At 40.4% G+C, this 12,225-nt stretch carries 12 protein-coding genes; 2 read left to right on the top strand and 10 right to left on the bottom strand.

The genetic code is table 11. From position 1 onward, the window contains the following. The first annotated feature begins 319 nt into the window (after window positions 1-319). Entirely contained in the window at window positions 320-1,018 is a 699-nt protein-coding gene (gene araD, locus CYG50_RS16480; protein ID WP_102138064.1) for an L-ribulose-5-phosphate 4-epimerase, read from the top strand. A 195-nt stretch (window positions 1,019-1,213) separates the two neighbouring features. On the opposite strand, the gene CYG50_RS16475 is transcribed toward araD, so the two are convergent. The 7 genes from CYG50_RS16475 to CYG50_RS16445 form a co-directional block, all read right to left on the bottom strand. Then, on the bottom strand, window positions 1,214-2,257 hold the full coding sequence (locus CYG50_RS16475) for a tyrosine-protein phosphatase (protein WP_102138063.1): 1,044 nt from the start codon (window positions 2,255-2,257) through the stop codon (window positions 1,214-1,216). A gap of 13 nt (window positions 2,258-2,270) precedes the next feature. Then, the gene (locus CYG50_RS16470) at window positions 2,271-3,101 is read right to left on the bottom strand and encodes a PTS system mannose/fructose/sorbose family transporter subunit IID (RefSeq protein ID WP_102138062.1); all 831 of its coding nucleotides are present in this window, start codon (window positions 3,099-3,101) and stop codon (window positions 2,271-2,273) included. Then, entirely contained in the window at window positions 3,098-3,889 is a 792-nt protein-coding gene (locus CYG50_RS16465) for a PTS mannose/fructose/sorbose/N-acetylgalactosamine transporter subunit IIC (RefSeq protein WP_102138061.1), read from the bottom strand. Before CYG50_RS16465 ends, CYG50_RS16470 begins: the two co-directional genes overlap by 4 nt. A 46-nt stretch (window positions 3,890-3,935) precedes the next feature. Further along, on the bottom strand, window positions 3,936-4,409 hold the full coding sequence (locus CYG50_RS16460) for a PTS sugar transporter subunit IIB (protein ID WP_102138060.1): 474 nt from the start codon (window positions 4,407-4,409) through the stop codon (window positions 3,936-3,938). Between the two features lie 9 nt (window positions 4,410-4,418). Further along, the gene (locus tag CYG50_RS16455; RefSeq protein ID WP_102138059.1) at window positions 4,419-4,850 is read right to left on the bottom strand and encodes a PTS sugar transporter subunit IIA; all 432 of its coding nucleotides are present in this window, start codon (window positions 4,848-4,850) and stop codon (window positions 4,419-4,421) included. 178 nt (window positions 4,851-5,028) lie between these two features. Further along, a complete protein-coding gene (locus tag CYG50_RS16450) occupies window positions 5,029-5,880 on the bottom strand; it encodes a MurR/RpiR family transcriptional regulator (RefSeq protein WP_102138058.1) in 852 nt (283 codons plus the stop codon). Window positions 5,881-6,104: 224 nt separating this feature from the next. Further along, window positions 6,105-7,598 (bottom strand): UxaA family hydrolase, encoded by a 1,494-nt coding sequence (locus CYG50_RS16445; protein ID WP_102138057.1) that lies wholly within the window; start codon window positions 7,596-7,598, stop codon window positions 6,105-6,107. 241 nt (window positions 7,599-7,839) lie between these two features. Between CYG50_RS16445 and exuR the strand changes: the two genes are divergently transcribed. Continuing rightward, window positions 7,840-8,601: a transcriptional regulator ExuR gene (exuR, locus tag CYG50_RS16440; RefSeq protein ID WP_102138056.1), complete on the top strand. Its 762-nt coding sequence runs from the start codon at window positions 7,840-7,842 to the stop codon at window positions 8,599-8,601. Here exuR and CYG50_RS16435 read toward each other — a convergent pair whose 3' ends face one another. The 3 genes from CYG50_RS16435 to CYG50_RS16425 all read right to left on the bottom strand — a co-directional run bounded on the left by CYG50_RS16435 (window position 8,602) and on the right by CYG50_RS16425 (window position 12,173). Then, window positions 8,602-9,336, bottom strand: a complete 735-nt coding sequence (locus CYG50_RS16435) for a Crp/Fnr family transcriptional regulator (protein WP_229597485.1) — start codon at window positions 9,334-9,336, stop codon at window positions 8,602-8,604. A gap of 164 nt (window positions 9,337-9,500) precedes the next feature. Continuing rightward, entirely contained in the window at window positions 9,501-10,811 is a 1,311-nt protein-coding gene (locus tag CYG50_RS16430; RefSeq protein WP_102138054.1) for an MFS transporter, read from the bottom strand. Between the two features lie 249 nt (window positions 10,812-11,060). Beyond that, window positions 11,061-12,173 carry a mandelate racemase/muconate lactonizing enzyme family protein gene (locus CYG50_RS16425; protein ID WP_102138053.1) on the bottom strand — a complete coding sequence of 371 codons (1,113 nt, stop codon included), beginning with the start codon at window positions 12,171-12,173 and terminating at the stop codon, window positions 11,061-11,063. Between the last annotated feature and the right edge of the window lie 52 nt (window positions 12,174-12,225).

Here is a 12,225-nt window from a genome sequence, read left to right as displayed (position 1 = left end):
TTCCACTTAGTTACACGATAACTAGACTTGCATCACTATATTTGCGGTATCTTTTTACTTTTATGGTATTAAACAAAAAGTATTGGGCTAATTCGGTCAACTAACCACATCCTATTTATGTGTTTTCTTGACTGTCTATGCCCGAATGCGTCCGAGTTGGTCTGTTTTGTTGCGAGTTTGTAAAGTGAGGTGCTTTTTAAATGGCCTAAATCTGTTTACCTTAATAGGTAGATATAGGTTATCAACACACAGAAAACATCATGATAATAAATTTTTGTTGTTGATATTAAAGCATATTTAATAAAGCTAGGGAGTTGTTATGTTAGAAAAATTGAAACAACAAGTCTTTGAAGCAAACCTTGCCTTACCCAAACATAACCTAGTGACCTTTACTTGGGGGAATGTGAGTGGTATTGACCGTGAAGCTGGGTTAATGGTGATAAAACCTTCTGGCGTTGATTATGAAACCATGAAAGCAGAAGACATGGTGGTGGTCTCGTTGGAAAGCGGAAAAGTGGTAGAAGGGAAATATCGGCCTTCTTCGGATACCGACACGCATTTGGCGCTGTACCAAGCATTCCCTGAAATTGGCGGTATTGTCCATACTCACTCTCGCCATGCGACTATTTGGGCTCAAGCAGGCCTGCCATTGAGTGCTTTAGGGACAACCCATGCCGATTATTTCTATGGTGAAATCCCTTGTACCCGTAAAATGACAGCAAGTGAAATTGAAGGCGATTATGAAAGAGAAACGGGTCATGTGATTATTGAAACCTTCAAGGAAAAAGGCCTGTCAGCAAAAGATATTCCAGCCGTATTAGTGAATAGCCATGGGCCATTTGCTTGGGGAACAAGCCCCGATAATGCGGTGCATAATGCCGTAGTGTTAGAAGAAATTGCCTATATGAATTTATTTACCCGTCAATTAAGTTCACAAATAGGTTCCATGCAACAAGTATTATTAGATAAACACTATTTACGTAAGCACGGTAAAAATGCGTATTACGGGCAAAAATAAAGCGGTTAAAAAATTAATTAAATAGAATTGGCAAACGAGAGCAATTATTGATTTTATGATCAATAACGGATTTCTTCGTTTATAAAATAGCCACAATGAATATGCTATGTGGCTATTTTACTGTTTTTTAAATACAGCCATCACTCAGGTTTATTTAGTTAAACCTGTGGTTGTTTTTTGATTAATTAAATGTTTTTAAACTAAGTATATTTCTCTAAGCTGATTAATATCATTATCTGTGAATTTAAGTTCATCTTTAATATACCTTTCAACAGAGCCAGATATTTCTTCCATTGTATTAAAGACCTCTAAAATAAATGATTCTTGAGTATCAATTAGAGAAAGTAAATAATCCAGTACATTTTGGTCTTGGGTTATTTTGCGATATCCCGCCATTTTAATTTCGTTACGTTCAAGCCGATTAAAATGAGTAAGCATATAGTCGTCAACGATGGCTTTTTTTGGAACACCTAGCATAGCAAGTACAAGTAGTGCACCATAACCCGTTCGGTCTTTTCCTCCTCGGCAATGCTGAATATTTGGGGCATTGTGGCTATCGAGTAAAACTTCGATCATTTGTTTGAAGGCAGCTTTTGACTTATCACTTACCACAAATTGGCGATATTGCTCCAATATTTGCAACCCATCGCCGTTAATCATCTCTTTAGGAATATGTTGGATAACACTTTCGATTAATGCTTTGTCTTCATTATCCGGTGATGCGGCAAATTGTGCTGCTAATTCAGCGGTTTGAGCCGTAGCATCGAGATGATACGTTTTCTTTTCACCAACATGGCAATTAGGAGATTTGTTAATTTCATTTTGAGTACGGTAATCGATGATACTGTTTATCCCTAAATGGGAGATGTAATTTACTGCTTGTTCACTAAGATTAAACAGATGGTTAGAACGATATAGCATTCCCCATTTCACCTGTTTTCCGTCTGTTGTGGTATAACCTCCAAAGTCACGGAAGTTATTTAACCCCTCAATAGGCAATGTTCTTTCAGCGAATAATTTACATCCATTGGCATTTTGTAAAATAAAATAGATACGCTGTTTCGCCTTTAATGGGTCTTGAACTGTAATTGTATTCTCTATTTTATCCGTAATGAAATTCTCAGGACAAACCTGAGTATCAGGTTTGTCCGTCCAATATAATGCCAGAGGGGAGGATGGAACTTCACTAAATTTTATTTCGAGTGTTGATTCACTCACTCTATTGATTTCGATTTCCATATATTTCCCTTTATCATCCTAAAATTCCGAATACAGAACAAACAACACCTAAAACCATAATGGCGACAATTAATGCAACGGTATGTTTCCCTTGAAATTTACGAACAAGGAAGAAAATACCAAGCGCAAAGAGAAGGGTGAGTAAGTTAGGTATTACCTTGTCAAACATCTCTTGTACTTTGATAGATTGCTCACCAACGGCGATGGTTAGCGGTGTGGAAAGTTTGACGGTCGTGGCAATTAAAGAGCCGAGGACCATGACCCCGACAACGTTCGCCATATTAGTAATTCGCTGAATAATATTTGATTTTTTCGATTGTTCGATTAAATCAACGCCTTTGTTATAGCCATAATGAATAAAGAAATATTTGGTACCGATATTGACGATATTAAACAAAATAAACATTAATATTGGGCCAATAATATTACCTTGCAGTGCAAATGCAGCTCCGATGCTGCCGCAAATAGGTAGCCACGTAAATTTTAATAAGCTATCACCGAGACCTGCAAATGGCCCCATCAAACCAGCTTTTACAGAAACAACAGCCTCTTTTTCTTCTTCTGTTGTTTTTTCTTCTAATGCTGCGGTCACACCAAGAATTAATGCGCCTGCGTTAATTTGTGTGTTAAAGAATTCAAAATGGCGTTGCATGGCTTTAATACGCGTTTCTTGGTCAGCTTTTTCATAAAGCTTATCGAGAACGGGTACCATACAATGTGCAAAACCAATAGTTTGCAGTTTTTCGTAGTTGTATGAGAATGACATGGTTTGAATTCGCCAAAACATACCATTGAGTTCTTTTTTCGTGAGTTTCTTATTTTCAGAGGGGGTTATTTCACTCATAAGTCATATTCCTCTTCTTCATTTTTATGGGCGGCTGGTGTAGCTTTTTCATCTGGTGTTTGGCGCAAACTGCTGGCGAATGCCATGTCATAAAGCACAGCAAATGCCAGAGCGATAAATGTAATTGGGATAATTGGCAGTTTTAAATAGGTTGTAAGCATGAAGCCGAGCAGAAAGAAAAACCACATTCTGCCTTTCAGCAGCATTAATAACAGAATACAGATACCGACCGCAGGGATCAGCTTAGATGCAACCCCCATACCTGTTAAAATACTTTCAGGCACAGCATTTAATATGCTATTGACTAAGTCACTACCAAAATAAACGGCAATAAAGCAGGGAATGGCGCGAATAAAAAACCACAGTGGTGTCGAGAAATAATGGACTTTGGTTAGGCCGCTGTAGTTTCCATCAAGAATGGATTTACTTGCCCAAACATTTAAGAAACTGGCAAAAGAGCGCCAGATAATCAGTAATTGCTGACATAAAATAGAGACAGGTACGGCAAGGGCGATACCTGCTGCAATTCCACCATTGGAAGCAATACCGAGTGCAACTCCAATGATAGAACCGGCGATGATATCGGGTGCGGAATAAGCCCCAACGTTACCAATCCCCATCCACATCAATTCTAAGGTGGCGCTAATGGCGAGTCCTTGAACCATATCACCCATGATAATACCGGCCACAGTACCGGTGAGCAGTGGGCGTCTTAGCATTTGCGGACCGACATCATCCAATGAGCAAATACCGGCCCAAATCGCAATTAAAATGGCCTCTACCAACATAATAGGCTCCTCACTTATTAAGTGAAAATAAGCATGACTAAATGAATTAATTGAGTAATGTTTTCAATTCAACAATGGGGTCTTTAGGAACCATTTGAATTTCAACGGCAACGTTATTGTTGATCAGTGACCTAAAGGCGTGTTCTTCTTCTGGTGTGACGGCAACTGCACGGGATAAATTACGACGGCCTTCTTGCATACGCATTCCACCAACATTCAATTTTTCCAGTTTTAAGCCACTTTCGACGAGTTTGTTTACATCAATGCTGTTAGTAAACAGCAACATGGTGCGACGTTTAATTTCTGCTTTTTTTAAGACCTCAATGAATTTATCGACACCAAAAACGACGACTTTGAGATCTGGTGGAGCCGCCATAGTCAGAACTGATTGTTGAACGGTGTCATTGGCAACTTTGTCATTAACGATAATCACCTGCTCAATATCAAAGTTTTTAACCCAAGTGGTAATAACTTGGCCGTGAATAAGTCTGTCATCAATCCGAGCAACATTAATTGGCATGGGGTTCTCCTAAAGTTCGCTATCGTTTTGTGTTAATGGTTTAAGTTGTTCACCGACATTGATGCAACTGCCAGGGAATACATCATTAATGATTTGATGAAGTTCATGTAAAGGGAGGTCTCGGTTACTGAGTATTTCGAGAAAAGTAGGCACATTGATCCCGCAGTACAGCACAACATCATTTTGGGTAATAACGAGCTCGCTGGCTAGGTTGCAAGGAGATCCACCTAATAAATCCACTAAAATTAAAACGCCATCACCTTTATTAACATTTTGATATGTTTCAAATAAATGCTTTTTTACCTCATTAATATTGCTTTCTCTTTGAATCGAAATCACGCTGATATCTTCTTGATCGCCAATTAGCATTTCTGCACATTCCAATAACCCTTGTGCAAAAGGCCCATGGCTGGCCAGAATGATAGGTATCTGAGAGCTCATTTTTTCCCCTTATCTTTCTTCTTTTAGTAATAAAATTACTTTTATATATTTATTTTAAAGTAACAATATCACAAAAAAGAGGAATGAAAAGGGGCGCCTATTAGAAAGGATCATTTTTGTGAGCAAGATCGAAGTGGCTACTTAGAGCCACGTAGAAGATACTAAGAAGAAAAAAGGACTAGTTATTGCTATTTAAGCGAGAAAAGCGCTCTGCACGAGTGCTAATTTGTTTTTGAATTCTTTCATCATACTGTTTAATAAATAGATTAGTAATCAGCATATTAATTACAGTCAGTTGTGAAATTTTTGAACGAATAGGAATGAGCCTTGAAACATGTTCAGTGGAAATAGTGTGCAAGATAGTTTCTGCTAGCGATGACACCGAACTTTGTCCCATTTTAGTGATAGCAATGGTTGGAACATGTAATTCACGCGCAAGGGTAAGTAGCTTGATGCACTCGTGGTTTTCACCGGAATGAGAAATGACAATGACAAGATCGTTTTGATCTAACGTATTCACAATACTGAATTGGATGCTGTAATCAAGGTGGCAATTGACATCTTTTTTTATTTTAATTAGTTGATATTCAAATTCTTTTGCAACTAATCCGCTACTTCCTGCACCATAAATGACAATTTTTTTACTCTTACTAATTAATTCATTTGCTTGCGTAAAGGCATTTAAATTAACCAGAGCACACGTTTCTTCTATGGATGATTTCTCAATCAGTCCTACTTTGTGATTAACGGTTTCCATTGAGTCATTAAGATCAATATCTTCTTGCAGCAGGGTGCCGTAAGACTTGTGATTAATCGATGAAATTAAATCAATTTTTAGGTCGCTAAAACCTTGGTAGCCCAATTTATGACATAGGCGCAAAATAGTGGTGGTACTGACCTTATTTTCTTGGGCGAGGGATTGAATGCTAATACTTTGCATGTTTTTCTTATTAGCAATAATGTACTCAGCAACTTGTTTTTCTTTGGTGGAAAGGCTGTCTCTGGCCTCTCTAAGTTTTAGGTCTATCATTATTTACCCTGCTAATAAATTAAAATTCGCCATCACGAAACGGATCCTACCATATCTTAAAAATAGGGAAATGGTGACTTTTCTTTATTGGGGGTGTGTCACGATAAATGGGGTTATGGCTCAGGCGAGAAAGTAAGGTTAGTAAGAAAAGACTAACAAATATAAATAGTTAGCTATATCCCTATTGCTTAATAGTTACCTAAGCAATAGGGGACAGTTTGTTTTTAAAGTGTGACGCCCATTTTAAAAATCGCTAATTCACGGAAATCATTGATTTCATTTTTAGTGTGTTCACCATTAACGGTTTTGACAACAAGCTGAATGAAGTCATCTAATAATTGATCCATGGATTTTCCTGTTAATAAGGCGCCTGCATTAAAATCAATCCAATGGGGTTTTTTGGCAGCTAACTCATTATTGGTCGCAATTTTCATGGTGGGAACAAATCCCCCATAGGGCGTACCTCGACCTGTCGTAAATAATACCATGTGGCAGCCAGCTGCGCCTAAGGCACTGGTGGCAATGGCATCATTACCCGGTGCGCTTAACAAATTGAACCCTGGGGTTGTCAGGCGCTCTCCATATTTTAAAACATCCATTACTTGGCTAGTACCCGCCTTTTGTGTGCAGCCGAGGGATTTTTCTTCAAGTGTCGAAATTCCTCCTGCTTTATTGCCTGGAGATGGGTTTTCATAAATTGGCTGGTCATGAGCAATAAAATACTGTTTGAAGTCATTGATCATATTGACCGTTTTCTCAAACGTCAGCTCATCATGGCAGTGGTTCATTAGAATTTGTTCAGCACCAAACATTTCAGGCACTTCGGTTAACACCGTCGTTCCGTTATGGCTGACTAAAAAATCAGAAAAACAGCCTAACAATGGGTTAGCTGTGATCCCTGAAAGGCCATCAGAGCCACCACATTCAAGACCAAATTTTACTTCGCTTAGCTTACCCGCCTCGCGTTTGTCCTGCTGTACGAATTGATAAAGTGCATTAAGGTGCTCGACACCGGCTTCAATTTCATCATCTAATTGTTGGCAAACCATAAATTTGACGCGTTCATCATCATAGTCACCTAGTGTTTCTTTAAAAGCGGCGACTTGATTGTTTTCACAGCCTAAACCGATGACGAGTACGCCACCTGCGTTAGGGTGCTTAACCATATCTTGTAAAATAGTACGGGTTGTTAAATGGTCATCACCGAGCTGGGAACAGCCTAAAGTATGGTTATAAAGATAAACACCATCAATATCAGAAGCGCCATTATGTTGTTTATTAAAGCGTTCGATCATTTTTCTCGCCAGCGCATTAACACAGCCAACCGTTGGGATCACCCAAATTTCATTACGGATAGCCACATCACCGTTTGTTCGGCGATAGATTTGCACGTCTGGATCCGGCCGTGTAGCGGTAATTGTGTTGTGCTCAGGGTGGTACTCATATTCATTTAAAGCACTTAAATTGGTAGCGGTATTATGAGTATGAACATGTTCTCCAGCTGTTATGGTAGTCGTTGCATGGCCGATGGGAGCGCCATATTTAACAATATTTTTGCCGGTTTCAATCGGGTTCAGGGCGATTTTATGCCCTCGGTCAACATCTTGTTTTAATGTCACTGATTGCTCTGCAACAGTAATGGTTTCCCCTGCTTGCCGGTTAACTAAAGTAATGGCGACATTGTCATTGGGATGTATTTTAATTATATCTTTTATCATATTGCGTTCCCTGAACTGGAAATCGGATTAAGCGTGATCAGCCACAAAAAGTATGAATGATCTTTTGTTGTCTAAATTTCATTCATTATACGATCTGGTTTATAACTTTAAAAGATGTTATACCAATTTATTGCGATTTATTTATTAGTGAAGTTCTATTTCACCCATCGTCGAAAAATTTCGTTATACTGTGAGGCATTAGTGGCCAACGAGTCGGGTGGTTATGTGAAAGGAGAAAATAATGAGCTCACAAGAGAGTGAACCGCGCCTATACCAACAAGTTGCGGCTCTGGTCAAAGAACGTATCGAAAATGACGAATACCCAGTTGGCACTAAATTACCTGCGGAACGGTTACTTGCTGACGAAATGAAGGTGAGCCGTACGGTGATCCGCGAAGCCATCATTATGTTAGAAGTGGAAGGCTATGTGGATGTACGCAAAGGATCTGGCATACATGTCATCAATAATCGGTCTAATAACTCAGTCAATACAGAAACCGGATTAGAATTTAGTCGTTGTGGGCCATTTGAACTCTTACAAGCAAGGCAACTGATTGAAAGCCATATCGCCGAGTTTGCCGCGACCCAAGCCACTAAAGAAGATATTTTAAAACTAGTTGATATTCAAAAGCATGCTCGCAAAGAGGATCGTTTTCGTGACTCAACATGGGATCTTGCCTTTCACATGCAAATTGCCGCGTCGACCCATAACAGTGCGATGGTGGTGATTGTTGAGCAAATGTGGAGCCAACGCTTACGTAACCCATACTGGCTCAAACTTCATGAGCACATTGATAACCGTTCGATTGAGAGCTGGTGTGATGAGCACGACCAAATTTTGCAGGCACTAGCGCGTCGAGACCCAAAAGGGGCGCGGCAAGCCATGTGGCAACATTTGGAAAATACCAAAAAAATGTTATTCAACGCGACTAGTGATGACTTCGAGTTCACCATGGATCGCTACTTCTTTGCCGATAGCCCAACGATGGATGATAACAGCTAGTTATTCCTCATCATCTTCAGATATCTGCTTCAGCGCGGGGAGGTTAACTAAAATAATTTTCCCGTATTTTGCATCAATCCAGCCTAGTTTTTCCCATGCGACTAAACGCTTATTGATAGTTTGCCGTGTGGTATTAATGATGGTCGCCAAGTCATCTTGTGTCAGGTATAGGCTCAATTGAATTCCCTTTTCATGGGGCTCACCATAGCCTTCTGCTAAGCTCAATAAGCGTTTGGCGAGTCGGGCTGAAACGGACAATAAGGCACTGTCATTGATAATGGTAAAGGCATTACGGATCACTTTACAGAGCAAAATATTCAGAAATTGGTAAAAAACGGGGTGTTTTTCCAAGATCATGGTTAAGTCTTTCGGTGATATCGTCAGTAAAATGGTTGGGCTAATCGCTTTGGCATCATGGGTGCGCGCTGATTTATCTAGCATGGCAATTTCGCCAAACCAATTGCCTGGTGAAAGATAGCGAAATACACATTCACGGCCATCTGAGGAAATTGAACTTACTTTTACTGAACCTTGGAGCACCGCATATAGACCACGGGCAGGGTCACCTTGGTAGTGAACCATTTCACCATCTGGATAAAAACGCAATGTGGCGCATGTCATTAAGATGGAAATCAAATAATCAGGTAAGTTACTAAACCAACTATTTGTTTTTAATATTTCAAGAATATTTTCATGCGTTAGAACTAATTGGCTGTTTTGTACCGCAATGTTCATCTGAATGCTCCCTGCATGATTAGCTAACTTTATCATGACATTTGGTAGGGTTATGTTCAATCATGAACCGCTGTAATATTCGAGTAAACCTCATAAATAAGAAATAGGGTAATAGAAAACCCGAGCCATTGATGCGGCTCGGGAGGGATTTAAAAGATAATTAATTAATCTTCAAATCGTTTTTCAATACCTAATCTTTTTAATGTCAAAATCAACAGACCCCCAATAAAGGCGACTAACGCGATAAAATAGAGCCCTGCACGGGCAGACTCAAAGGTAGCCTCAGCCCAAACTCGTAAGTTTGGTGCCACAAAACCACCTAAGTTACCCACTGAGTTAATCAACGCAATACCCGATGCAGCTGCGGTGCCGCCTAAGTATGCCGATGGGAAGCTCCAATACAGCGGTTGCATAGCTAAGTGGCCAGCCGCTGCCACACACAGGGCAATAATCGCAATGACTGGAATGCTATCGAATAAACCAGAAACCGCAATGCCCGCAGCCCCTAACATAAAGGTAATAGCGGCCACTTTACGACGTTCTTTGAGACGTTCTGAAATACGTGGAACATAGTAAACGGCAATTGCAGCGCACAGTGGTGGAATGGCGGTAACAAAGCCTACAAGTATGCCGACTTTACTGCCCAACAACGTACCGATTTGGGTTGGTAAGAAGAAATAAATCCCATAGCCACATACTTGAACGGTAAACCAAATCAGACACAGGTAGAGAACGCGCATATCTAATAGCGCACTCAGGGCGCCTTTCGGGCTATGGCCTGCTTTGGCATCTTCTTCCAAGGCTAATTTAGCGGAAAGTGCACTTTTTTCCTCAGCTGTCAGCCACTTGGCTTTTTCAGGGCGGTCATCAAGGTAAAAGAATACCCAAATCCCGACGATAGACGCTAATAAGCCTTCTACGACAAACATTAACTGCCAGCCGTATAAACCGAAGGCAAATGAAGTTCCTTCTAACGACAATAATGAGCCGGATAATGGGCCGCCAATGATAAACGCCAGTGGTGCACCAAATAAGAAGTAGCCTGTCACCCGCGCACGGATATTTTGTGGGAACCAGAAGGTTAAATACAGAATAACCCCCGGGAAGAAGCCGGCTTCACTGACACCGAGTAAGAAACGCAGCACAATAAAGGTGGTTTCATCATGGGCAAACATCATGGCGGCAGAGACTAGCCCCCATGTGACCATAATGCGCGATAGCCATACCCGAGCACCAATGCGGTACAACAGAATATTACTTGGCACTTCAAACAGTGCATAGCCGATAAAAAAGATCCCTGCACCAAATGCGTATGCAGCGTCACTTAATCCAGTTGTTAATTGAAACTCTTGTTTTGCAAAACCAATATTTGAACGGTCTAAATAAGCCAATATGAACATTAATACCACCATAGGTATTATTTTTCGTATTGCTTTGCTGGTAGCCGATGATAAATGATCCGTATTGGTGGACATGGTTCACCCCAGTTTTTTGTAAGATAGTAATGTTATCTATTCATTTTTATTATGTGTTTAGCCCGCCGCTGAATAACCAGCAGAGTAGAGTATAGAGCTAATGTACTCGTCATACTTCAAGTTGCGGTGTTGTTGACTGCACCATGAATTATTTAGAGTGTAAATAAGTAATTTAAAATGAATAATTCTTGTTATTAATTTCCCTTTTTCATGTTGTTAGAAATGAAATATTGAAAAAGGGAATGATCATTATTTCACGTTAAATTTAGCTAATGCTTCAGGTTTTAACGTTGTACCTGCCCCAGGCGCGGTTGGTGTGGTATAAACACCATCAATGACTTCGACTGGGTCAACAAAGCAATCCAGTGTCCATGGAATAAATTCCAGTAAAGAACAAGCTGGATGTGCCATTACCAGATGCAATTGTGCCTGCATCATATCGCCATGGTGTGGTGTCACGGGTAAATTAAAGGCCATACCTAAGTCAGCAATTTCCCATACCGCCGTTAAACCGCCACAGCGTGTTGCATCAGGCTGTAAATAATCAACGGCACCCGCCAAGACAAATTCTTTGAATGAATCATTGTGATAAAGTAATTCACCTAATGCGATAGGTGTGTCCATATAAGCGGCAAGCTGTTTATGGCTGGCGACATCATCATGCCATAATGGTTCTTCAAACCACTTAATATTAAAATCATTTAAACGGTGGCCATATTGCTTGGCAATACTGATATCCCATTTACCGTTTGCATCGACCATTAGGTCGATATCGTCGCCAATTGCGTTGCGAACTGCTTCAATACGCTGAAGATCTTCGCGTGGGTCGGGTTTGCCAATCTTCATTTTTATTGCTTTGAAACCTTCTTCGAAGATCATTTTTTTACAATCATCGACTAAGTCTTCTTGGCTACGCACCAACCAACCGCAGTCAGTGTTATAGGCGTTAACTTTATTGTGTTTTGAACCGCCAAACAGTTGCCATAGTGGCTGCTCTGCGGCTTTAGCTTTAAGGTCCCAAAGGGCGATATCGATGGCAGAAATCGCCATTTGCATCAAACCACCACGACCTACCCAGATATTGGTTGAGCTGCGAGTGAGTTTTCGATGTAAATAGCGCACTTCTGTTGGGTCTTCGCCGAGTAACATTGGGCCGAAAACATCTTCCATAATAGTGGTGATTAAACGGTCAGTGGTGATGTCGGCATGTGTCCCTGTATGGCCATAACCGACTAACCCACATTCTGTTTTGATCATGACACCCGGCATCCCCCAATGGGTAATGCTGTGAGTTGAGTCACCAATTAGGTCATTAGTGACAGGTACGTGCATGATAAAAGTACTAATTTCTTTTATTTTCATTGTTGTTCCCAGGTGTTGTAAGGTGGTTGAATGCCAATCTAGCAGCGGGAAA

Origin of the sequence: Providencia huaxiensis (genome assembly GCF_002843235.3) — a bacterium.
GTDB classification, from domain to species: Bacteria; Pseudomonadota; Gammaproteobacteria; order Enterobacterales; family Enterobacteriaceae; genus Providencia; species Providencia huaxiensis.
Note: the sequence above shows the minus strand (reverse complement) of the source record. Positions and strands in the feature narration are given on the sequence as shown.